Source organism: Phenylobacterium sp. (genome assembly GCF_030697925.1).
Classification (GTDB): Bacteria; Pseudomonadota; Alphaproteobacteria; order Caulobacterales; family Caulobacteraceae; genus Phenylobacterium.
In genome coordinates, this window is sequence record NZ_JAUYOJ010000019.1 from 1 (window position 1) to 22,572 (window position 22,572).

23 protein-coding genes and 1 pseudogene are annotated in these 22,572 nt (G+C 69.4%); 20 read left to right on the forward strand and 4 right to left on the reverse strand.

Annotated elements, in window-relative coordinates; genetic code table 11:
• Positions 1-91 precede the first annotated feature (91 nt).
• The 8 genes and pseudogenes from Q8Q88_RS02140 (at position 92) to Q8Q88_RS02175 (ending at position 8,991) form a co-directional block, all read left to right on the forward strand.
• Positions 92-1,426: a dihydroorotase gene (locus Q8Q88_RS02140; RefSeq protein WP_305673551.1), complete on the forward strand. Its 1,335-nt coding sequence runs from the start codon at positions 92-94 to the stop codon at positions 1,424-1,426.
• Between the two features lie 80 nt (positions 1,427-1,506).
• Positions 1,507-1,857: a YciI family protein gene (locus Q8Q88_RS02145; RefSeq protein WP_305673552.1), complete on the forward strand. Its 351-nt coding sequence runs from the start codon at positions 1,507-1,509 to the stop codon at positions 1,855-1,857.
• Entirely contained in the window at positions 1,857-3,083 is a 1,227-nt protein-coding gene (locus Q8Q88_RS02150) for an RNA polymerase sigma factor (protein WP_305673553.1), read from the forward strand. The genes Q8Q88_RS02145 and Q8Q88_RS02150 overlap by 1 nt, the downstream gene beginning before the upstream one ends.
• A 9-nt stretch (positions 3,084-3,092) precedes the next feature.
• A complete protein-coding gene (locus Q8Q88_RS02155; RefSeq protein ID WP_305673554.1) occupies positions 3,093-4,871 on the forward strand; it encodes a feruloyl-CoA synthase in 1,779 nt (592 codons plus the stop codon).
• A 46-nt stretch (positions 4,872-4,917) separates the two neighbouring features.
• A pseudogene (locus Q8Q88_RS02160) lies at positions 4,918-6,462 on the forward strand (acyl-CoA synthetase); the annotation flags it as partial.
• Positions 6,463-6,482: 20 nt separating this feature from the next.
• The gene (locus Q8Q88_RS02165; RefSeq protein WP_305673555.1) at positions 6,483-8,024 is read left to right on the forward strand and encodes an acetolactate synthase large subunit; all 1,542 of its coding nucleotides are present in this window, start codon (positions 6,483-6,485) and stop codon (positions 8,022-8,024) included.
• Between the two features lie 61 nt (positions 8,025-8,085).
• Positions 8,086-8,361, forward strand: a complete 276-nt coding sequence (locus Q8Q88_RS02170; protein WP_305673556.1) for a DUF2277 domain-containing protein — start codon at positions 8,086-8,088, stop codon at positions 8,359-8,361.
• 90 nt (positions 8,362-8,451) lie between these two features.
• Positions 8,452-8,991: a DUF4199 domain-containing protein gene (locus tag Q8Q88_RS02175; protein ID WP_305673557.1), complete on the forward strand. Its 540-nt coding sequence runs from the start codon at positions 8,452-8,454 to the stop codon at positions 8,989-8,991.
• A 292-nt stretch (positions 8,992-9,283) separates the two neighbouring features.
• On the opposite strand, the gene Q8Q88_RS02180 is transcribed toward Q8Q88_RS02175, so the two are convergent.
• The gene (locus tag Q8Q88_RS02180; RefSeq protein WP_305673558.1) at positions 9,284-10,603 is read right to left on the reverse strand and encodes a hypothetical protein; all 1,320 of its coding nucleotides are present in this window, start codon (positions 10,601-10,603) and stop codon (positions 9,284-9,286) included.
• Positions 10,604-10,779: 176 nt separating this feature from the next.
• On the opposite strand from Q8Q88_RS02180, the gene Q8Q88_RS02185 reads away from it, so the two are divergent.
• Genes Q8Q88_RS02185 through Q8Q88_RS02200 form a run of 4 tightly spaced genes read left to right on the forward strand, consistent with a single transcriptional unit; the run spans position 10,780 to position 14,473 of the window.
• Entirely contained in the window at positions 10,780-11,847 is a 1,068-nt protein-coding gene (locus Q8Q88_RS02185) for an MBL fold metallo-hydrolase (RefSeq protein WP_305673559.1), read from the forward strand.
• A gap of 33 nt (positions 11,848-11,880) precedes the next feature.
• Positions 11,881-12,660, forward strand: a complete 780-nt coding sequence (locus tag Q8Q88_RS02190; protein WP_305673560.1) for an enoyl-CoA hydratase-related protein — start codon at positions 11,881-11,883, stop codon at positions 12,658-12,660.
• A complete protein-coding gene (locus Q8Q88_RS02195; protein ID WP_305673561.1) occupies positions 12,660-13,619 on the forward strand; it encodes an oxidoreductase in 960 nt (319 codons plus the stop codon). Before Q8Q88_RS02190 ends, Q8Q88_RS02195 begins: the two co-directional genes overlap by 1 nt.
• Complete coding sequence (locus tag Q8Q88_RS02200) at positions 13,616-14,473, forward strand: NAD(P)-dependent oxidoreductase (RefSeq protein ID WP_305673562.1); 858 nt, start codon at positions 13,616-13,618, stop codon at positions 14,471-14,473. The genes Q8Q88_RS02195 and Q8Q88_RS02200 overlap by 4 nt, the downstream gene beginning before the upstream one ends.
• Here Q8Q88_RS02200 and Q8Q88_RS02205 read toward each other — a convergent pair.
• Entirely contained in the window at positions 14,470-14,808 is a 339-nt protein-coding gene (locus Q8Q88_RS02205; RefSeq protein WP_305673580.1) for a TfoX/Sxy family protein, read from the reverse strand. The genes Q8Q88_RS02200 and Q8Q88_RS02205 overlap by 4 nt on opposite strands.
• A gap of 44 nt (positions 14,809-14,852) precedes the next feature.
• On the opposite strand from Q8Q88_RS02205, the gene Q8Q88_RS02210 reads away from it, so the two are divergent.
• Together Q8Q88_RS02210 and Q8Q88_RS02215 are read left to right on the forward strand one after the other, a co-directional pair.
• Positions 14,853-15,332 (forward strand): GNAT family N-acetyltransferase, encoded by a 480-nt coding sequence (locus Q8Q88_RS02210; protein WP_305673563.1) that lies wholly within the window; start codon positions 14,853-14,855, stop codon positions 15,330-15,332.
• Between the two features lie 12 nt (positions 15,333-15,344).
• Positions 15,345-15,941, forward strand: a complete 597-nt coding sequence (locus Q8Q88_RS02215; protein ID WP_305673564.1) for a GNAT family N-acetyltransferase — start codon at positions 15,345-15,347, stop codon at positions 15,939-15,941.
• A 146-nt stretch (positions 15,942-16,087) separates the two neighbouring features.
• Here the strand turns inward: Q8Q88_RS02215 and Q8Q88_RS02220 are convergent, their stop codons facing one another.
• The gene (locus Q8Q88_RS02220) at positions 16,088-17,020 is read right to left on the reverse strand and encodes an SDR family NAD(P)-dependent oxidoreductase (RefSeq protein ID WP_305673565.1); all 933 of its coding nucleotides are present in this window, start codon (positions 17,018-17,020) and stop codon (positions 16,088-16,090) included.
• A 32-nt stretch (positions 17,021-17,052) separates the two neighbouring features.
• Entirely contained in the window at positions 17,053-18,315 is a 1,263-nt protein-coding gene (locus tag Q8Q88_RS02225; protein WP_305673566.1) for an MFS transporter, read from the reverse strand.
• A gap of 400 nt (positions 18,316-18,715) precedes the next feature.
• Between Q8Q88_RS02225 and Q8Q88_RS02230 the strand changes: the two genes are divergently transcribed.
• The 6 genes from Q8Q88_RS02230 to Q8Q88_RS02255 all read left to right on the forward strand — a co-directional run bounded on the left by Q8Q88_RS02230 (position 18,716) and on the right by Q8Q88_RS02255 (position 22,570).
• A complete protein-coding gene (locus tag Q8Q88_RS02230; RefSeq protein ID WP_305673567.1) occupies positions 18,716-19,219 on the forward strand; it encodes a hypothetical protein in 504 nt (167 codons plus the stop codon).
• 147 nt (positions 19,220-19,366) lie between these two features.
• Positions 19,367-20,164: a hypothetical protein gene (locus tag Q8Q88_RS02235; RefSeq protein WP_305673568.1), complete on the forward strand. Its 798-nt coding sequence runs from the start codon at positions 19,367-19,369 to the stop codon at positions 20,162-20,164.
• A gap of 200 nt (positions 20,165-20,364) precedes the next feature.
• Positions 20,365-20,859, forward strand: coding sequence for a GNAT family N-acetyltransferase (locus tag Q8Q88_RS02240; protein ID WP_305673569.1), 495 nt, complete (start codon positions 20,365-20,367; stop codon positions 20,857-20,859).
• A 217-nt stretch (positions 20,860-21,076) separates the two neighbouring features.
• Positions 21,077-21,664, forward strand: a complete 588-nt coding sequence (locus tag Q8Q88_RS02245; RefSeq protein WP_305673570.1) for a DUF1285 domain-containing protein — start codon at positions 21,077-21,079, stop codon at positions 21,662-21,664.
• Positions 21,661-22,302 carry a CoA pyrophosphatase gene (locus Q8Q88_RS02250; protein ID WP_305673571.1) on the forward strand — a complete coding sequence of 214 codons (642 nt, stop codon included), beginning with the start codon at positions 21,661-21,663 and terminating at the stop codon, positions 22,300-22,302. The genes Q8Q88_RS02245 and Q8Q88_RS02250 overlap by 4 nt, the downstream gene beginning before the upstream one ends.
• Before the next feature lie 25 nt (positions 22,303-22,327).
• Positions 22,328-22,570 carry a hypothetical protein gene (locus Q8Q88_RS02255; protein WP_305673572.1) on the forward strand — a complete coding sequence of 81 codons (243 nt, stop codon included), beginning with the start codon at positions 22,328-22,330 and terminating at the stop codon, positions 22,568-22,570.
• Positions 22,571-22,572: the final 2 nt, after the last annotated feature.

Here is a 22,572-nt window from a genome sequence, read left to right on the forward strand (position 1 = left end):
AGGCGCTCTGTCACATGATGGACCTGCCGGTCAGCGACGTGACCGCCGCCGCCAAGGACCTGTTGGCGCAAACTCAGAAATAGGACGTCCCATGCCGCAGACCTTCGACCTCATCGTCAAGGGCGGGGAGGTGGTGAACCATTCCGGCCGCGGTCTGGCCGATGTGGGTGTGCGGGACGGCAAGATCGTCGAGATCGGCGACCTATCCCAGGCCTCGGCCGGCAAGGTGTTCGACGCCAAGGGCCTGACCGTGCTGCCGGGGGTCATCGACACCCAGGTCCACTTCCGCGAGCCTGGCCTGGAGTGGAAGGAAGACCTGGAGAGCGGCTCGCGCGGGGCGGTTCTGGGCGGCGTGGTCGCCGTCTTCGAGATGCCCAACACCGAGCCCACCACCACCGACGCCGACGCGCTCGCCGACAAACTCGCCCGCGCCAAGGGCCGCATGCACTGCGACCACGCCTTCTATGTGGGCGGCACCCACGAGAACGCGCAGTTCCTGGGCGAGTTGGAGCGGTTGCCGGGCTGCTGCGGGGTCAAGGTGTTCATGGGCGCCTCCACCGGCACCCTGCTGGTGCAGGACGACGAGGGGGTCGAGCAGGTTCTGCGCCACGTCAACCGCCGCGCGGCCTTCCATTCCGAGGATGAGTACCGCCTGGCCGAACGCCGGCCGCTGGCCCGCACCGGCGACTGGACCAGCCACGAGGAGGTGCGCGACGCGGCCTCGGCGCTGGAGTCCACCCACCGCCTGGTGCGCATCGCCAAGGCGCTGGGCAAACGCATCCACGTCCTGCACGTCACCACCGCCGAGGAGATGACTTTCCTGGCCGGCCACAAGGACGTGGCCAGCGTCGAGGTCACGCCCCAGCATCTGACCCTGACGGCGCCGGAGGCCTATGAGCGGCTGAAGGGCTACGCCCAGATGAACCCGCCGATCCGCAACGCCTACCACCAGGCCGGTCTCTGGCACGGGATCGCCGCCGGGGTCGCCGACGTGCTCGGCTCCGACCACGCCCCGCACACCAAGGATGAGAAGGCCCGTCCCTATCCCGCCTCGCCGTCGGGCATGCCCGGGGTGCAGACCCTGGTGCCGCTGATGCTGACCCATGTGGCGGAGGGCCGGCTGTCGCTGGAGCGTTTCGTCGACCTGACCAGCCATGGCGCCAACCGTCTGTTCGGCATGGCCGACAAGGGTCGGCTGGCCGTGGGCTACGACGCCGACATCACCATCGTCGACCTGAAGGCGAGACGCACCATCACCCACGAGATGATGGCCACCCGCGCCGGCTGGACGCCCTTCGACGGCTTCGAAGCCAAGGGCTGGCCCAAGGCCACCATCATCCGCGGCGAGGTGGTCATGCGCGACGACGAGGTGGTCGCCGAGGGCCGGGGCGCGCCGGTGCGCTTCGCCGAGACCCTGATGGGCTAGATTTTTTCGCGGGCGCCCTGTCGAATCCGATCCGGGCGGCGCGTCTCCCTTCAGAAGACACGCTGAAGGGAGATTTTCCGATGCAATACATGCTGCTGATCTTCGAAGCCGTGGACGCCTATGACGGCGAAGACGGACAGACGAAGTTGATGGACATCGTCAGCAAGCACATGGCGCTGGCCGGCGAACTGCGCGCCAGCGGCGTGCAGAAGGAGGGCGCCGGCCTGCAGGGCGTCGAAACGGCGACGACCATCAGGACGGGGGGCGGCGTCAAGACCGTCCATGATGGTCCCTACGCCGAGACCCGCGAGCACCTCGGCGGCTACTACGTCATCGATGTGCCTGACCTGGACGCGGCCCTCGCCATCGCGCGGCGCATTCCGGTGCTGGATGGCACGAAGGTCGAGGTCCGGCCGCTGATCGTCCACTGATGGAGGACGCGGGGCGCGCGATCACGGCGGCGCGGGCTCGGGTCGTCGCCGCCCTGGCCGCCCGCCTGCGCGACCTGGATCTGGCCGAGGACGCCTTCGCCGAGGCCTGCGCCGCGGCGCTCACGGCCTGGGCGGCCGAGGCTCCGCGCGATCCGGCCGCCTGGCTGTGGCGCGTGGCCCTGCGCAAAGCGTTCGACCCCGGACGCCGCGTGGCCGTGCGCGAGCGAGCTAGCCACGACCCGCCCGCCCCGGCGCCGACGCCGGAGGACTTGCTGATGGCGGCCGACGAACCCGTCCCCGACGAGCGGCTGCGGCTGATCTTCGTCTGCTGCCACCCGGCTATCGCGGTCGACGCCCGTGCGGCCCTGACCCTGAAGATCGTCTGCGGGCTGTCGACCGAGCGCCTGGCGCGGGCCTTCCTGATGGCCGAGCCGGCGATGCTGCAGCGGATCACCCGGGCCAAGCGCAAGATCCGCGACGCCGGGGTGCCATTCGAAGTCCCACGCCGCGAGGCCTGGCCAGAGCGGCTGGAGGCGGTGCTGGCCACCCTGGAGATCGCCTACGCCCAGGCCTACGAGGACGCCGCCCTGGCCGCCGACGGCGCGCCCTTCGCCCAGGAGGTGCTGCGGCTCTCGGGTCTGCTGGCTGAGCTCATGCCGGACGAGCCGGAGGTGCTGGGCCTGGCCGCCCTGGTCCGCTACGCCGAGGCCCGGCGGCCGGCGCGGCTGGACGCCGCCGGCGCCATGGTCGGGCTTCCCGAGCAGGATGTCGGCCTGTGGCGCGGCGACCTGATCGCGGTCGGCGCGCGCCTGCTGGACCGCGCGGCCAACCTGCGGCGGACCGGGCCCAGGCAGATCCTGGCGGCGATCCATGGCGCGCACCTGTCGCGGCGGGAGACCGGGATCACGCCCTGGACCGACATCCTCATGCTCTACGACGCCCTGCTGGTCGTACGGCCGGACGCCGTCACCTCGGTCAATCGCGCCGTGGCGGTCGGGGAGGCGAAAGGCGCCGCGGCGGGGCTCGAGGCCCTGTCGGCCATCGCGGACAGGGCGCGGCTGACGGGTTGGCTGCCGTATCAGGCGGCAAGGGCCGCGCTCTGCGCCCGGGCGGGGCGCTCCGCCGAGGCGGCGGAGGCCTATCGCGCGGCCCTCGACCTCAGTCCAGCGCCCGCCGAGCGGCTCTACCTCGAACGCAGGCTGGCGACCCTCGCCTCGGGCGGCTAAGCCTAGGGAATGGACGCCGCCCTCGACCTTTCCACCGCCCCGTTCCGTGACGCCCGCTACGCCCCCCGCGCCCTGACCGTGGACGCCCGGCCGAACGGCGAGCTGATTCTGACCAATCCCACGCCCTACGCCACCGCGTTCACCACCATGACCCAGCCCCTGGAGGCCTGGGCCGGCAAGGCCCCGTCGCGGACCTGGCTGGCCGAACGCTCCGGCGAGGGCTGGCGGGAGCTCGCCTACGCCGAGGCGGCCCAGTCCGTGGCGGCCCTGGCGGGCGGACTGCGCGAGTTGGGCGTCATCGGGACCCGGCCGCTGCTGATCCTCGCGCGCAATGGGATCGACCATGCCCTGATCAAATATGCCGCCATGAGCCAAGGCATGCCGGTGGCCCCGGTCTCGCCGCAGTACGGCCTGCCGGGCGCGAACCTGGCGCGGCTGGCCCATGCGGTGGAGGTGCTGCACCCGGCCGCGGTCTATGCCGAGGACGCGCTGCTGTTCCGAGGGGCCCTGGAGGCGCCGTTCCTGGCCGGCCTGCCGGTGATCGCCGGCGCCAACGCCCGGCCCGGCGACGTCTCCTTCGAACGATTGCTGAAATCGACGCCGGTCGCCGCCAGCGCCCGGCCAGAAGACCACGCCAAATACCTGCTGACCTCGGGCTCCACCGGACTGCCCAAGGCGGTGATCTGCCTGCACCGGAACATCGCCGTCAACTCGGCCCAGATCGCCGCCTGCTTCGCCGACGACGAGCCGCAGGTGATGGTCAATTCCGCGCCCTGGAGCCACAGCCTGGGGGCCAATTCGATCCTGCACATGGCCGCCCACCGCGGCGGCACGGTCTATATTGACGCCGGCCAGCCGACCTCGGGCCGGTTCGGCGAGACGGTGCGGAACCTGAAGGAGGTCTCGACCACCTATCACAACATGGTCCCGGCCGGCTGGATGCTGTTCGCCGGCGAGCTGGAGCGGGACGCGGAGCTGGCGGCGACCTTCTTCGCCCGGGTGCGCGTGCTGCAGTACGGAGGCGCGGCGCTGGGGCAGGACTTCTGCGACCGCATCCAGGCGGTCGCCGTCGCCACCGTGGGCGAGAAGATCAGCTTCGCCTCGGGCTATGGGGCGACCGAGACCGGCCCCACCGCCTGCAACGTCCATTGGCTGAACGACCGTATGGGGATGATCGGCCTGCCTGTGCCGGGGACCTCGGTGAAGCTGGTCCCGGAAGCCGGCAAGCTGGAGTTCCGGGTGAAGGGCCCGCAGGTCACCGCCGGCTATCTGGGCCGGCCGGAACTGTCGGCCCAGAGCTTCGACGAGGACGGCTTCTACAAGCTGGGCGACGCCGCCCGCTTCGTGGACGACGCCGATCCGACCCGCGGCATGATCTATGACGGCCGGCTGTCGGAGAACTTCAAGCTGGCCAGCGGCACCTTCGTGGGCGTCGGCGAGCTGCGGATCTCCGCGGTGGACGCCGTGGGCGACGCCGTCACCGACGCGGTGGTCTGCGGCGAGGGCCGCGAGGGCGTCGGCCTGATGTTCTATCCCAACCCTAGCCTCGACCGTGCGACGGTGACCGAGTCCGTCCGGACGGGGATCGAGCGCCTCAACGCCCGGGCCAAGGGCGCCGGGAGCAAGATCCGCCGCGCCCTGGTGCTGGACGGTCCGCCGGACGCCGGCGCCGGCGAGATCACCGACAAGGGCTATATCGCCCAGGCCCTGGCCCGGTCCCGTCGGGCCGAGACCGTCGAGGCGCTGTTCGCCGAGTCGCCGGGAGACGGGGTGATGACCTTCCCCTGAGGCGAGACTAGGCTGGCCGGACCGGACGCAGAGCCGGGGCGGGAAGGAAGCCATGGGCGAGATCGTCAGCGGGGAGCGCAGGCTCTCGAGCGAGGCCTTGCAGGATCGGGCGGCGCGAGCGGCGAGCGGCCTGGCGTCCCTGGGCGTCGGACCTGGCGACCTCATCGCCATCTACCTGCGCAACGACCTGCCGTTCTTCGAGGCGAGCGGGGCGGCCAGCCTGCTGGGCGCCTATCCGACGCCGGTGAACTGGCACTGCGCCCCGGCCGAGGCCCAGTACCTGTTCGAGAACTCCGGGGCGCGGGCCATCGTCATCCACGCCGACCTGCTCGAGGGGGTTCGCGAGGTCCTGCCGAAGGACACGCCGGTCCTGGTGGTCGCCACCCCGCCGGAGATCGCCCAGGCCTACGGCATCGACGCCGCCCCCGTGCCGCCGGGCATGACCGACTGGAGCGCCTGGCTGGAGGGCTTCGCGCCCTATGACGGCCCGGCCGCCGCCGCGCCGGGCACCATCATCTACACCTCCGGCACCACCGGCCACCCCAAGGGCGTGCGCCGCCGGCCGCCGACCCCAGAGCAGGCGGCCGCGACCGCCGGAATGCTGGCCCGGGCCTTCGGCTTCGCCGACTGGCTGGACCGTCCGGGCGAGATCGTCACCGTGGTGACGGGGCCGATGTACCACTCCGCGCCCAACGCCTACGGCATGGTCATGGCGGGGCTCGGGGCCAAGGTGGTCCTGGAGGCGCGGTTCGACCCGGAAGAACTGCTGGCCATGATCGAGGCCCACCGGGTGACCCACATCCACATGGTGCCGATCATGTTCAGCCGGCTGCTGAAGCTGCCGGACGAGGTGCGCGATCGTTACGACCTGAGCTCGCTGAAGTTCGTGGTCCACGCCGCCGCGCCGTGCCCCGCGCCGATCAAGCGGGCGATGATCGCGTGGTGGGGGCCGGTGATCAACGAGTACTACGGCGCGACCGAGACCGGGGCGGTGGTGTTCTGCGACTCTCAGGAATGGCTGGCCCATCCCGGAACGGTCGGCCGCGCCATGCCGGGCTCCGACGTGCGGGTGATCGACGCGGCGGGGAACAGCCTGCCGCCTGGCGAGGTCGGCGAGGTGGTGGCCCGCACGGCCGGCATCGCCGACTTCACCTATCATGGCGACGACGCCAAGCGGGCGGCGTCGGAGAAGGTCGGCCTGATCGCGCCTGGGGACATCGGCTATCTGGACGCAGACGGCTTCCTCTACCTGTGCGATCGGGCCAAGGACATGATCATCTCCGGCGGGGCCAACATCTATCCCGCCGAGATCGAGGCCGAGCTGCACAAGATGCCCGGCGTCGCCGACTGCGGCGTGTTCGGCATTCCCGACGAGGAGTTCGGCGAGGCGGTCTGCGCGGTGGTCCAGCTCTCCCCCGGCGCGGAACTCACCGAGGGCGAGGTTCGGGCCTATCTGCGCGAGCGGATGGCGGGCTACAAGGTCCCCAAGCGCGTCGATTTCCACGCTGAGCTGCCCCGCGAGGACTCGGGGAAGATCTTCAAGCGGAAGCTGCGCGAGCCGTTCTGGGAAGGCCTCGACCGGCGCATCTGAGTGTTAGCCAAGGACCATCCATGAACGGCGCCGACGCCCTGATCGAGACCCTGGTGGCCAATGAGGTCACCGCCTGTTTCGCCAATCCCGGCACCAGCGAGATGCAGTTCGTCAGCGCCCTCGACCGCCAGCCGGCCATGCGCCCGGTGCTGTGCCTGTTCGAAGGCGTGGCGACCGGGGCGGCGGACGGCTACGGCCGGATGGCGGGCAAGCCCGCCTGCACCCTGCTGCACCTGGGTCCCGGCTACGGCAACGGCCTGGCCAACCTGCACAATGCGCGCCGCGGCTTCACGCCGATCATCAACGTGATCGGCGACCACGCCACCTATCACCGCCAGTACGACGCGCCGCTCAATTCCGACATCCCGACCATCGTCGGCCCCAACTCGCTGTGGGTGAAGTCCGCCGACACCCCCGAGAGCGTGGCGGCGATCACCGCCGAGGCGGTCACCGCCAGCTATGGCCCGCCCGGTGGTCCGGTCAGCCTGATCCTGCCCGCCGACGCCGCGTGGCTGGAAACCACCACCAAGCCGGTGAAGGCTGAGGTCCCGGTACGCGCCGCCCCGTCGGGCGAGGCGATCGACGGGGTCGCGAAGGCCCTGAAGGGCGCCGCCAAGCCGGTGCTGTTGCTGGGCAGCCAGGCCACCAGCGCCGCGGCGCTGGCCCAGGCCAGCCGCCTGGCCGCGGCCGGCTATCGCGTCCTCACCGACACCTTCATCGCCCGCCAGCCGCGCGGGGCCGGGATCTTCCAGCCCGGCCGCATGCAGTATTTCGGCGAGGCGGCGCTGGCCGATCTCGCGGGCGTCGACCTGATGATCTATGTCGGCACGGTCATTCCCGTCGCCTTCTTCGCCTATCCCGACCGACCCAGCGTGCTCGTGCCGGAAGGTTGCGAGACGCTCACCCTCTCCACCCGGCAGGAGGACTCGGTCGCGGCCCTCACCGCCCTGGCCGACGCCCTGGGCGCCCCCACCTCGGGCCCGGTCCAGCCGCTGAAAGTGGCCGAAGCCTCGCCCACCGGTCAGCTCACCCCGCAATCGGCCGGCGCCTCCATCGCCCGCCACCTGCCGGAAGGCGCGGTGATCTGCGACGACTCGGTGACCTCCGGCGGCGGTGTGGCCGTGCCCTGCGGAACGGCCCAGCCGCATGACGTCCTGGCCCTGACCGGCGGGGCCATCGGGATCGGCATGCCGCTGGCCATCGGCGCCGGCGTGGCCGCGCCCGCCAGCAAGATCGTCTCCCTGAACGGCGACGGGGCGGGCATGTATACGGTCCAGAGCCTCTGGACGATGGCGCGCGAGAACCTGGACGTAACCGTGGTGGTGTTCGCCAACCACAGCTACCGCATCCTCAATATCGAGATGGGCCGCACGGGCGCCGGCAATCCCGGCCCGTCGGCGTCCAAGCTGCTGGACCTCGGAAACCCGAAGATCGACTGGGTGTCCCTGGCCAAGGGCCTGGGCCTGCCGGCGGTGCGCTGCACCACCGCCGAGGAATTCGACGACGCCTTCGCCCGGGCCATGAACGAGCCGGGCCCGAAGTTCATCGAGGCGGCGATCTAGCGTGCGCCCTTTTGGGCGGAGGGCTGGGCCCTTATCTTGAGGAACCGACGGAGGCAGCGACATGTGCCGCAATATCAAGACACTGTACAATTTCGAGCCGGCCGCGACGGACGACGAGGTCCGCGCGGCCTCGCTGCAGTTCGTGCGCAAGCTGAGCGGATTCAACTCGCCGTCCAAGGCCAATAAGGCGGCGTTCAACGCCGCGGTCGAGGAAGTGTTCCTGGCGGGCCGGCGTCTGTTGGACACCTTGGAGACCAACGCGCCGCCGCGCGATCGCGAGACCGAGGCTGAGAGGGCCAAGCGTCGATCGGCGGAGCGGTTCGGCGTTCGCGCCTGAGCCTGACGGCCAGCTGCCGCCTAGTTGACCTGAGCGGCGGATCACGCACGATCGGCCGATGCCCCGCCGTCGCCCAGAGGAGCCATCGGCATGGCCCGCATCATCCTGACCTACGGCCTGATCTCGGGCCTCGTCGTCATCACCGGCATCATCGGCAACATCGTCGCTTCGGGCGGCGACCACGGCAGCGCCTGGCTGGGCTACCTCATCATGCTGGTCGCCCTGTCCTCCATCCTGGTGGGGGTGAAGCAGCATCGCGACCAGGCGCCGGGCGGAGTCATCACCTTCCGCCGGGCCTTCCTCCTCGGCCTCGGCATCACCGCCGTCGCCTCAGTCACCTACATCGCGGTGTGGGAGTTCTATCTCGCCACGACCGGCTACAGCTTCATGGACCAGTACGTCGCTCACGCCCTGGAGGCCAAGCGCGCCGCGGGGGTCACCGGCGCCGCCTATGAAAAGGCCGCGGCCGAAATGGACGCCATGCGCCGGAGCTACGCCAATCCCCTGTTCCGCATGCCCATGACCCTGGTCGAGATATTCCCGATGGGGTTGCTGATCTCCCTGGTCAGCGCCGCCCTGCTGCGCAATCCGAGGTTTCTGCCGGCCAGGTCGCGCCCGTCCGCCGCCTGACGGGGCGTGCAACGCTCAAGCTATTTTGCGCCGCACCATTGATTTTTGCTGCGTTGCACCATAGATCGCATCCATCGAAAGGATACGATCATGCTCTTTGTCGATTTCGAGAACGTCGAAGGCCAGCTGGCCGCGTCCCGCGCCGTGCGGAGCTTCTTCGCCAGGCTGTTCGCGCGCCTGAGCGTCAAGCGCGCCGTCGGCTACGCCTGACGAATCCGCCCGGCGACCGGCCCAATGAAAAAGGCCCGCGGGGAAACCCGCGGGCCTTTCTCGTTTCAGCGTCGCGAAGCGCCTAGCTGTTGCCGGGCAGCTTGCAGTCCTTCGAGAAGGCGCAGCCGATGACCGAGATCGGCTCGAGCGTCTCGGGCTGGTACTCGAGGATGTAGCCCTTCAGGCCGTCGGCGCAGGCCACCTCGAAATAGGTGGTGCCCTTGGCCGTCCGGCCGATCACGCGGGTGTTGGACACCTCGCACTCGTTCTTGCCCTGCTTCTTCAGGTCGGCCGTGACCAGCTTGTAGCCGGCGTCAGGCTTGGTGAAGCTGCAGCGATAGCCGGCGATCGGGGCGCGGGCGCAGTCGACCACCTGGGACTTGGTCCCCGGACCGAAGATGCCGACCGCCCCGTCCGGACGGTTGGAGCAGGCCAGTTCGACCACGTCCTTGCCTTCACCCGACGGGAACGGGCCGTACTTGGAGACTTCGCAGTCGAACTTCGCGGCCTTGGCGAGCTTGGTGTAGAGGCCGTTCTGCTCGGTGACCGCTTCCTTGGCGTCGGTGAGCGTGCAGCCGCCCATCACCATGGTGGCCTTGGCGCATTCGTAGGCGGTGGTCAGGACGCCCTTGTCGACCTTGTAAAGGTAGCCCTTGCCGTCGGTGCAGGCGGCTTCGAAGAAGGCCGAACCGGTCTGCGAGACGCCGATATACTTCTTGTCCTTGACGGTGCAGCCGTTGTTGGCGGCGGCGACATAGGTGTCGATCACCGACAGGCGGGCGGCCTTGTCGCGCAGGGTGCACTTAATGTTGCTCTCGGCGTCGTCGTAGAGCATGCAGTCGGTGGCCTCGACCGGCTTGGCCGCGTCGATGGGGGTGCTGGCCTTGATGATGTAGCCCTGGGCCGAACCTTGGCAGGCGACTTCGAGGTAGGTGGCCGTGGCGCTCTGGCCGATGCCGCGAACCTGCTCGGGGGTGCACTGCACCTTGGCGGCGGCGAGGACCGGGGCTAGGTCGGACTTCGGATCGGCGTTGCCGGGCAGCATGCAGGGCAGGCTGGAGGGCTTGCCGTCGGGCTGCGGGGTGTTGGCCTCGACGCAGGTGAAGACGGACGGCGTCCCGCCAGCCGGGGCCGAGACGATGAAGCCCAGCCCGGCGTCGCAGTCGACTTCGTAATAGCTGGTGGAGGTCTTGGCCTTCTTGTCGTCGGCCTTACCGATGAAGCGCGCGTCGGTGATCTTGCAGGCGACGCCGGCGGACTGGGCCAGGGCGGGCGCCTCGGCCATGCCTTGGGTGCGCTGCTTTTCGGTGATTTCCGGGGCTTTCTTGCCCTGGGAGACGGCCGTCGGCGCGAACGCCAGAATAGCCAATACGGCGGCCAGCCCAATTCCGAATGGCCTCATGGTCCTCATACTCCTGGGTGTTTCCCTCTGGGGGCGACATAAACCTTAGGGCCGTCAAAGGGCAAGCGTGGCGTGAACCCGGTGTGAACGCCGCGGGCCGGCGCCTGCATTCGGGGTTTGCCCCCGCCGGCCGCACGTCGGAAACTAGGCGCCTTGAGCAGTAGGAGGGCGGCGCCGTGCGCGACGGAATTGAAGAGACCATCACCGAGGCGCCCCGGCCCAAGCTGTACTACCCCTTCGAGCACGGCCCCCGGCCCGGCGAGGCCATCGATGTCGCCCCGGGCGTGAAGTGGCTGCGGATGCCGCTGGGCGGCTCCCTGGCCTTCATCAATGTCTGGGCCATCGAGGAAGACGGCGGCTGGGCCATCGTCGACACCGGCATGGGCGGGTCCGACACCCAGCAGGCGTGGCGCAAGGCCTTCGCCGAGTCCCTGGGCGGCCGGCCGGTCACGCGCGTCTTCGTGACGCACATGCATCCCGACCATATCGGCATGGCCGGCTGGCTGACGCGGAAGTTCCAGTGCCGGCTGTGGATCAGCCGGCTGGAGTTCCTGATGTGCCGCTCGCTGGCCGCCGACACCGGCCGCGAGGCGCCGGCGGACGCGCTGACCTTCTACAAGGCCGCCGGCTGGGACGAGGAGGCGCTGGAGAACTACCGCGCCAAGTTCGGCGGCTTCGGCCGGGGCCTGCACGCCCTGCCCGACAGCTTCCAGCGGATGAGCGACGGGGACGAGATCACCATCGGCGGCCGGCTGTGGAAGGTGGTGGTGGGATCGGGCCATTCGCCCGAACACGCCTGCCTGTGGTGCCCGGAGCTCAAGCTGTTCATCTCCGGCGACCAGGTCCTGCCGAAGATCTCCTCCAACGTCTCGGTCTTCCCGACCGAACCGGCGGGCGATCCTCTGACCGACTGGCTGACCTCGCTGGCCCGGATCAAGACCCGCGTGCCCGACGACGTCCTGGTGCTGCCGGCCCACAACGATCCGTTCCACGGCCTGCACGCGCGCATCGATCACCTGATCGCCGGCCATGAACGGGGCCTGGCGCGGCTCTCGGAACTGATCGCCGAGCCCAAGCGGGCGGTCGACGTCTTCCACGTGTTGTTCCGCCGCAAGATCGACCAGTGGGTGCTGGGCATGGCCACCGGCGAAAGCATCGCCCATCTCAACTGCCTGCTGTCGCGCGGACAGGCGACGGCCGAGGCCGATTCCGAAGGTGTCGTCTGGTATCGGGCGGCGGCTTAGGTATACGGTGTAAGTATTAGGGAGCGCAGATTCATGACCGACCACATTCTCATCGAAAAATCCGCTGGCGTGCTGACGCTGACCATGAACCGGCCGGAGAAGAAGAACGCCCTGACCCGGGCCATGTACCAGGCCCTGGGCGACGCCATCGACCAGGCCGAGTTCGACGACGACGTGCGCTGCGTCCTGATCCAAGCCAATGGCGACATGTTCACCGCCGGCAACGATCTCGCGGACTTCGCCGCGGTGAACGCCGGCGACAGCGGCGCCAACGAGGCGCGACGCGACGGCAATCCGCTGCTGGCCGCCCTGGCCCGGGCCAAGACCCCGCTGGTGGCCGCGGTCAACGGCCGCGCCGTCGGCGTCGGGACCACCATGCTGCTGCATTGCGATCTGGTCTATGTGGCCGAGAACGCCTTGCTGACCACGCCCTTCGTCAACCTGGCCCTCGTGCCCGAAGCGGCCTCCAGCCTGACCCTGCCGAACCGCATCGGCCATGCCCGCGCCTTCTCGATGTTCGTGCTGGGCGAGGCGGTGGACGCCAGGAAGGCCGTCGACTGGGGCATCGCCAACGAGGCGGTCCCCTTGGCCGACCTGCGCGCCAAGGCGCTGGCGGCGGCCCAGGCCGTGGCCGCCCGCCCGCCGGCTGCGGTGGTCATCACCAAGGCGCTGATGCGCGAGGACCTCGGCGTCGCCCAGCGCATGGACGAGGAGGGCCTGCACTTCGCCGCCCAGCTCAAGTCGCCGGAAGCCAAGGAGGCCTTCGCCGCCTTCGCCGAGAAGCGCGCCCCCGACTTCTCAAAGGTGGCCTGATGATCCGCTCCCGCTTCGGCGCCTTCACCCCCGCCCGCGTGGTGGCCGGGGATCACGACCTGTCGGGTCGCAACGTCGTCGTCACCGGCGGGGCCAGCGGCATCGGGGTCGAGACCGCCCGCGCCCTGGCCGGCGCCGGCGCCGACGTCATGCTGGCCGTCCGCGACCGGGTGGCCGGCGAACGGGTGGCCTCGGAGATCAACCAGTCCATCGGCGCCGACCGGGTGCTGGCCGGCACCCTGGACCTGGCCAGCCTGGGCTCGGTGGGCTCCTTCGTCGACGCCTGGGGCGACCAGCCGCTGGACATCCTGATCAACAATGCCGGCGTCATGGCCACGCCGCTGCTGCACACCGCCGAGGACCTGGAGCTGCAGATCGGCACCAACCACTTCGGCCATTTCGTCCTGACCATGGGGCTGACCCGGGCCCTGATGAACGCCGCCGAGGACGAGCGCCTGTCGCGCGTCGTCCAGCTCTCGTCCATTGGCCACCGGCGCAGCGACATCCACTGGGACGACCCGCACTACCGCACCCGGCCCTACGACAAGTGGGAGGCCTATGGTCAGTCCAAGACCGCCAACTCGCTGTTCGCCGTCGGCTTCAACGCGCGGTTCGAGGAGCACGGGATCACCGCCAACGCGGTCATGCCGGGCGGGATCATGACGCCCCTGCAGCGCTACCTCCCCAAGGAGGAGATGGTGGCCATGGGCTGGATGGACGCCGAGGGCAATGTCCGCGAGGGCTTCAAGACCACCGAGCAGGGCGCTTCCACCAGCGTGTGGGCCGCGGTCGGCGAGGAGCTGGAGGGCATCGGTGGTCTCTATCTCGAGGACTGCAAGGAAGCCGGCCCCTGGACCAAGGAAGACCCGGTCCACGGCGTCATGCCGCACGCCCTGGATCCCGATTCGGCCGAACGCCTCTGGGCGCTTTCGGAAGCAACCACGGGAGTGAAGCTATGAGCCTGCAAGGCAAGACCCTGTTCGTCACCGGCGCCAGCCGGGGGATCGGCCTGGCCATCGCCCTGCGCGCCGCGCGCGACGGCGCCAATATCGCCATCGCCGCCAAGACCGCTGAGCCGCACAAGCACCTGCCCGGCACCATCTACACCGCGGCGAAGGAGATCGAGGACGCCGGCGGCCGTGCGCTGCCGCTGATCGTCGACGTCCGCGACGAGGCCAGCGTCTATGACGCCGTGCAGAAGACCGTCGAGCGGTTCGGCGGGATCGACATCTGCGTCAACAACGCCTCGGCCATCTCGCTGACCGGCACGCTCGCCACCGACATGAAGCGCTACGACCTGATGAACCAGGTCAATGCGCGCGGGACCTACCTAACCTCCAAGGCCTGCATCCCGCACCTGAAGAACGCCGCCAATCCCCATGTGCTGATGCTGTCGCCGCCGCTGGACATGAGCCCGCGCTGGTTCGAGGGCCACACCGCCTACACCATGGCCAAGTTCGGGATGAGCATGTGCGTTCTGGGCATGGCCGCCGAGTTCAAGGCCGACGGCATCGCCTTCAACGCGCTCTGGCCGCGCACCGGCATCGCCACGGCGGCGATCAAGTTCGCCCTGGCTGGCGAGGAGGGCATGAAGTCCTGCCGCACGCCCGAGATCATGGCCGACGCCGCCCACGCCATCTTCGAGAAGCCCGCCCGCGAGTTCACCGGCAACTTCCTGATCGACGACAGCTTCCTCTACGCCGAGGGCGAGCGCGACTTCGACAAGTACCGGGTCGATCCGACCACCCGGCTGATGCCTGACTTCTTCGTCCCCGCCGACAGCGTCCCGCCGCCGGGCGTGGTCGTCGGCTAGGCTTTGGGCTTCTTCAGCGCCTTGGACCGCGCCGCGGCGTCGATGGCCTTGCCAGCCCATTCGGCCAGGGCGTCGGGGTCCTCCAAGGCCTCCATCGGGGCGGCGCAATAGCTCATCGGCTTGTCGCCGGCAAAGGGCCGGAACGGCTCGCAACCGGCCGCCGCGAATTCCGCGCGGCTCAGGTCGTCGACCTTCAGAAAGAGGGTGTCCTCAGCGATCAGGGCGAAGAACAGGCCATGCCGCGACAGGCCGACTCCGCCGAACATCCGCCGGTGGGTGATCCCGCCCATCGGCTCGAGCTGCTCCAGGACGTAGGCGAGATAGTCGGGGGACACGGCCAAGATGTTGCGCTCCGAGGGCTCGTTACGAATATAGGGTCATGACCGTCATCATCCGACCCGCCGTTTCCGCTGACGCCGCCCTGATCCACGGCTTCGTCCGCGCCCTCGCCGACTACGAGAAGCTGCTGCACGAGGTGGAGGCCAGCGAGGCCGACCTGGCCCAGCACCTGTTCGGGGACAATCCACGCCTCTATTGCGACATCGCCGAGGCCGACGGCAAGCCGGTGGGTTTCGCCGTCTGGTTCTACAACTACTCGACGTTCCGGGGCCGGCACGGGATCTATCTGGAGGACCTGTTCGTGGTCCCTGAGGCCCGGGGCCTCGGGGCCGGCAAGGCCCTGCTGCGCCGGTTGGCCCAGCGCTGCGAGGAGCAGGGGCTGGCGCGGCTGGAGTGGGCGGTGCTGGATTGGAACGCGCCGTCGATCGCCTTCTATGACAGCCTCGGCGCCACGGCTCAGACCGACTGGATCGTCCGCCGGATGACCGGCGAACCGCTAAAAGCTCTGGCCGCCGGCTAGGAGGAGGTCGCCATGAGCGCGCCGCCCAAGACCGTACTCACCGCCGCGCCTGAGGAGGCCGCCGCCATCCGCGCCGCCGTGCGCGGGGTGTCCGACCGCCTGATCGCCGGCCCGGAACATGTGGAGGGCCTGCTGGCCCTGTTCTCCGATCCGCGGGTGTCGGACCCGATCTATGACCTGCCCCGGCCGTTCACTGCTGAGAGCGTGGCCAAGTGGGTGGCCGACAGCGAGGCCTTGCGCCAGGAGGGCCGCTGCATTCTCAGTGTGACCTTAGACGAGGCGGGGCAGGTGGCGGGTTATTCGCGGATTTCCATCTGGCCGGAGCGCTCCTCGGCCGAGCTGGCGGGCGCCCGGCGCGCCGATCTGCAGAACAGCGGCGCGGGCCGGCAAGGGGTGGCGCAATCCATCGCCTTCATGTTCGAGGCGCTGGGCGTGCGGCTGATCGCCTTGACGGCGGCCCTGGACAATGTCCGCTCGGCCAAGGCCATCGACGGGGCGGGTTTCCGGCGGATGGGCGAGGTGGAGAGCGTGCGCCCCGACGGCACGACGCGGCGGTCGATCTACTGGGAGCTGTCGCGCGACGAGTGGCTGCGGCGGCACGTGCTGTGACGCCCATCCCTCCTCCTTGTGGGGAGGGACAGGCGGCGAAGCCGCCAGGGTGGGGAGGTCGGAAGCGACAACGCACGTCACTCAGACTTCCCCACCCTCGACCGCTATGCGGTCTTCCCTCCCCACAAGGAGGAGGGAAAAGAGGTTCAGCTCGCGGTGGCGGGCTTCGGCGCCGTGGCGCCCGGCAGGACCGCGCGGTTCAGGTCGAAGAACTTCGGCGCCATCTTGGGGATCGCTTCGTTGATGATCGAGTCGACGGTCCAGCCCTCTTCCTTGGTCACGGTCTCGATGGGCCGCGGCTGCGAATAGAGGATGATGTTCTCGCCCGAGGAGCCGAAGATCTGGCCCGAGACGCTGGCGGCGGCCGGGGAGACCATGGCCACGGAGAAGCGGGCCGGCTGGTCGGCGCGGATCTTCTCGGCCATCACCGCCCGGCGGGCGGCGGCGGCCTCGTCCTTGATCGGCACGGACTGGGTCATGCGGGTCCAGGCGACCGGGGCCACGCAGTTGGAGCGCACGTTGTTGCGCGCGCCTTCCATGGCGATGATCCGCGAGAGGCCGGCGATGCCCATCTTGGCCGCGCCGTAATTGGCCTGGCCGATGTTGCCGAACAGACCCGAGGTCGAGGTGAAGAACATGTAGGCGCCGTCGTTCTGTTCGCGGAACAGCTCGATGGTGGCGCGGGCCACGTTGAACGAGCCGCGCATGTGGACGGCGATGACGCTGTCCCACTCGGCTTCGGTCATCTTGTGGAACATGACGTCACGCAGGATGCCGGCGGGATTGATCACCGCATGCAGGCCGCCGAAGCTCTTCTTGGCCTGCTCGACCATGCCATAGACGGCGTCCACGTAGGTGACTCTGTCGGAATTTGAGAACGCCTCGCCGCCCGCGGCGCGGATCTCGGCGGCGACGGACTCGGCGGGGCCCGCCGAACCTTCGTCTTCGCCCTTCAGGCTGCCGCCCAGGTCGTTGACGACGACCTTCGCGCCTTCCTGCGCGGCGATCAGCGCGCAATCGCGGCCGATACCGTTGCCGCCTCCGGTGACAAGAACAACTTTGCCTGAAAGAGCGCCCATGGATCTATCTCCCTAAAAATAATGCTTGTTTGTTATTCGAGGCGATCGGCCTTGCGCAAGGCGGGAAAGAGTTTGGCCCAGACGCCGGTGACGATCAACGCGCCGACCCCGCCGAAGATCGCCGCGCCCACCGGGCCGAAGAATCGCGCCACCACGCCGCTCTCGAATTCGCCGAGTTCGTTGGAGGCCCCGATGAACAGCGACGAGACCGCCGCCACCCGGCCGCGCATCTGGTCCGGCGTCACGATCTGCACCAGGGTCTGGCGGACATAGACGCTGAGCATGTCGGCCCCGCCCAGCACGGCGAGCGCCGCGACGGACAGCGGCAGGGACTTCGAAAGCCCAAACACGATCGTCGCCGCGCCGAACACCGCCACGCCAGCGAACATCGTGGCGCCTGCGAACCGCCGGATCGGGTAGCTGGCCAGGATGAAGGCGACGATCGTCGCGCCGATCGCGGGGCCCGCGCGTAGCAGGCCGAAGCCTTCCGGGCCCACATGCAGCACGTCGCGGGCGAAGACCGGCAGCAGGGCCGTGGCCCCGCCCAGCAGGACGGCGAACAGGTCCAACGATATGGCCCCGAACACGATCTTGTTCCGCCAGGTATAGGCCAGCCCCTCCTTGATCAGCGCCCAGCGCGAGCCCGCCTGGACCTCCGGCTGGGTGTTTCCCTTGATCAGGAACACGCAAGCCCCGGCCAGGATGTAGAGGACGACGGTCACCGAGTAGGACAGCCCCGTGGAATGCGTCAGCAGCAGGCCGCCGATGGCCGGGCCGACGATGGACCCGCCCTGCCAGGCCAGCGAGTTCCAGGCGATGGCCCGCGGCAGCAGGCTGCGCGGCACCAGCATGGGGCCGAGCGCCGTCGAGGCCGGCCCCATGAAGGCGCGGCTGGCGCCGAACAGGGCCGAGAGCAGCAGCAGCAGCGGGATGGTGGCGAAGCCGAAGATCGAGGCCGCCGCCAGGGTGACCGCCGTGGCGATCTCGCCGCAATAGCACCACAGCAGCACCTTGCGCCGATCGTGGCGGTCCGCCGTCTCGCCGGCGATTGGGGAAAGCAGCAGAACCGGGATGAAGGCCGCCAGGCCGATCATCCCGACATAGAAGGCCGCCTGCTTCACATCCATGGTCTCGCGCGCCACCGCGTACATCTGCCAGCCCAGGGCGACGGACTGGATCTGGACTCCCAGGGTCGCGGCGACCCGCGCCGTCCAGAAACGCACGAAGTCGCCGCGCCTCAGGAGGTCGCGGATGGCAGTGGGCTGGGCTGGGTCGTCGGGGAGGGCGTCGGTCATGTTCGCTCGGATTGGGGCGGCGCAACTTGGCCGCAGAACCGGCGCGCGGCAATGGCGCGCAAGATCGGGGCAGGGCCGAGCGTTCGAGGCTTCCAACCCCATTGGCGTCGCGGACACGAACCGAAGCGCCGGGACGACGTTGGGCGTCCGGCGGACGGCGCGCCTCCGATGTATAGATTGTAAATTGCGATGACTACAGGGCTAGGTGGCGTGAATTGAGAGGCGGATAATTCAGTAGTCTTAGGTGGCTGCCTGCGACATTTTGTCATTTGGGCGGATATTTGATAGTAAATTGACGATTAACTACAAATCTAAACCCTGCCTTATTTGGCTCCAGGCATCTCTCACGTCGAACTAACCCGACCAAATGTCGCTAGATGAAACCTGGAGAATCCAAGAGATGAAGTTCACTGTCCTCGCCGCCTCCTCGGTCCTGGCCGCCCTGATCGCCGCGCCCGCCAGCGCCGCCGACATCCGCGTTTCCAGCGCCCCGACCCCGGTGGTGCGCATCGCGCTCGCCGGCAAGTCCGACGCCCAGATCAGCGCCGAGATCAAGGCCGCCGCGACCACGGTCTGCGGCCAGGCCGCCAGCGATTGCGCCGCCGCGGCCATCCGTGACGCCAACACTCAGCTCGCCTCCATCAACCGGGCCCATGCCCGGGCCGCCAACGCCGCCCAGCGGATCGACGTCGTCCGCGACGATCCCAAGTCGGTGCGCGTGCCGGTGACCGGTCGCTCTCTGGTCCAGATCAACACCGACATCGACGCCGCGGCCAAGGCCGTCTGCAAGGGCCAGGCCGGCACGGCGTACCGGAGCTGCGTCACGGGCGCGACGCGCTCGGCCAAGGCGCAATTGCAGCAGATGGCCCAGACCCCGCGCCCCGCGCAGGTCGCCTCGCGCTGATCGCCTCTAGGCTAGCCTAGGACAGACGGCCCGCCGGCGACGGCGGGCCGTTTCGCGTTCCGGCGCTGAACTCACAAGAACCGGCCGAAATGGTCGTTTGCGCCGGCGAGACCGCCCGACCAACCTCCTGACATCCAGGGAGGGCCCATGACCCGCGACGAACTGATCGCCACCTTTGCGGCCGGCGCCGAGGCCGACCCCCGAGTTCTCGCGCTTCTGCTGGGCGGCAGCCTCGGCGCGGGGGCGGGCGACGCCTACAGCGACGCCGACCTGATCCTGGTCCTGGCGCCCGAAGATCACGCCGCCTTCGTCGAGGAGGTGGAGGCCTGGGCGGGAGAGATCGCCGACCCCGTCCTCTGGCGCCAGGTCTATCCGGGCCTTCCTCTGTTCCATGGGATTACGCCCGGCTGGGTCCGGTTCGACATTACCGTGACGGTCCCGCACAGGGTGACCGGCGCGCGGTCAAACCTGAGGCCGCTGTTCGACCGCGCCCGCGTCTGGGACGCTCTTCCCGAACAGTTGGAGCCCAAGGCGGTCGACCCGACGAGGCTGGAGGCGATGACCGTGGAGTTCCTGCGGGTCACGGGCCTGCTGGTCGTGGGCATGGGGCGTCGGGAATATGTTCTGGGGATTACCGGCGCGGGCCTGCTGCGCGGCCTGCTCATCGAGCTGATGATCGCCGAGACCCGGCCTCCGCTGCCGCCTGGGGCCCTACACCTGACCGACATCCTGCCGCCCGGTGATTTGGAGATTTTGGCCCGGCTGCCACAGGTCGCCGCCGATCGGGCGTCGGTGATCGCCGCCAACCTCGCCATGGCCGAGCTGTTCCTGCCCCGCGCCCGGGCGCTGGCGAGGGAGGTCGGCGCGGCCTGGCCCGACGCCTTCGAGGCCGCTACCCGCGCCCACCTGCGGGGCGAGCTCGGGCTCGAGCTGCCGGTTGGCTAGGACCCGTGCGGCGACAGCGGCGTTGACGCGGGACTGTCATGGCCTTATGCGCCGCCTCTCTTGAAGTTTCCGGGACCGGTCTCATGCGACGACTGCGACGAACCGGGCGCGCGAGCCGCGCCGTTTAGAGCCACCCGACGCCGGCGCAGGCATTGCGAGGCGGCGGGTATCCCGCCCACGCCTCATCCAAAAAGTCGCAAATGATCGCCCAGCCCTCCGCCGAACCGGCGCTTCGCTTCAGTTTCGAACAACCGCAGGACGCCGAGGCCATCGAGGCCCTGCTGGACCACGCCTTCGGGCCCGGCCGCTTCACCAAGGTGTCGGAGCGGGTCCGCGAGATCGCCGAGTTCCGCCCCGACCTGTCGGTCTGCGCCTGGGACGGGGCGCGCCTGGTGGGCTCCGTGCGCATGTGGAAGGCCCATGTGGCCGGCGCGCCGGTGATCTTCCTCGGTCCGCTGGCGGTGGAGGCCGACGTGCGCAAGCACGGGACCGGCGGCCTGCTGGTCCAGCGCGCCGCCGCCGCCGCCGAGGCCGCGGGCTTTCCCGTGGTCCTCCTGGTTGGCGACGAACCCTATTTCGGCCGCTTCGGTTTCACGGCGGCCCCGGCCAAGGACGTGCGCCTGCCGGGCCCGGTGGATCAGCGCCGGGTGCTGGCGCGCGGCGCGCAAGCGCTCTTGGGCGCGCTTACGGCCTAGCAGCCCGCGACCCTCGGCTGTCATCCCGGTTTGCGAAGCAATACCGGGACCCATACGCTCCGCGCGGGCACGGTATGGCGCGGCCGGGCCGCAAGCGGGGCCATCAGGTGCTCATGGGTCCCGGATAGCTGCTTCGCGGCTTCCGGGATGACACTGGGAGTGTCACTTCCCCAGCGTCGCTGTTGAGGCGGGGGCCGGGCGCGCCTACCTTGATGGGATGGCCAACGACAAACCCGGACTGGATGGCGTTATCGCCGCGGCCAAGGCTCAGGCGCCTGGGCGCGGCTTGCCGCCGGTGCACCTGTGGAATCCCGCCCACTGCGGCGAGATCGACATCGTCATCAAGAAGGACGGCCTGTGGTTCCATGAGGGCACGCCGATCGGACGCGAGGCCCTGGTCCGGCTGTTCTCCACGGTCCTGCGCAAGGATCCCGACGGCTTCCACCTGGTGACCCCGGTTGAGAAGATGAAGATCACCGTCGAGGACGCGCCCTTCATCGCCACCCGGGTGGATCGTCTCCAAAACGAAGGTGGGGGCGAGACGCTCAAGTTCCTGACCAATGTCGGCGACGAGGTCGAGGCGGGACCGGAGAACGAGATCCGCGTCGAGATGTGTTCGGCCACCGGCGAGCCGCGACCCTATCTGCACGTCCGGCGAGGCCTGGAGGCGCTGATCGCCCGGCCGGTGTTCTACGAGCTGGTCGAGATGGCGCAGGAGCGCGACACCCCGGAGGGGCCGCGCCTGGGCGTGGCCTCCAACGGGGCCTGGTTCCCCGTGGGCCCGGCGGGGGCGCACCGGCTGTGAGCCCCCACGCCGCGCCGGGCGAGCTGCGCGCCTGGATCGAACGCCACCTGGACCCGCTGGAGCACCGCGACGCGGCCCATGCGACGTCGGACTTTGACCTGACGCCCAACGCCTTCCCCAATGAGCCGGTGGAGCTGGTGCCCGCCGCCGTCCTGGTGGGGCTGATCCAGCGGGACCACGGTTTCTCCGTCCTGCTGACCCGGCGTTCGGACACCATGCGCCGCCATACCGGTCAGGTGGCTCTGCCCGGCGGACGCTGCGATCCGGGCGAGACGGTCTGGCAGACCGCCCTGCGCGAGGCCCACGAAGAGGTGGGACTGCATCCCGATTTCGTCTCGCTCGCGGGGCTGTCGTCGCCTTACCGGACGGGCACCGGCTATCTGGTGACCCCGGTGGTGGGCTTCGTGCGCGAGGGCTTCAGCCTGACGGCCAACCCCGACGAGGTGGCCGACATCTTCGAAACGCCCTTCGGCTTCCTCATGGACCCCGTGAACTACGAGGAGCACGAGCGCGAGACGCCCGACGGGCAGAAGCGCCGGTTCTACGCCATGACCCACGAGGATCAGTACATCTGGGGCGCCACGGCCGGTATGCTGCGGGCGCTCTACGATCGGCTCTATGGGGCGGCGGTTGCTTAGCGTGATCCTCTGGCGGCTTCTCCTGGTGGCGACACCCTTTATCGGGTGGTTCCTCTGGCGCGAGGCCGCCCGGCGCACCGGCCGCGAGATGGGCTCTACCCCCTGGACCTGGCTGATGGCCGCGGCCGGCGTCCTGCTGGGGGTTTCGCTGATGGCCACCGCCGTGTTCCATGGCGACAATCGCGGCCAGACCTATGTCCCCGCCGAGGTCACCGAGGGCGGCCAAATCTCGCCCGGACATTTCGAGAAGAAAGCGCAGCCCAAGTGAGT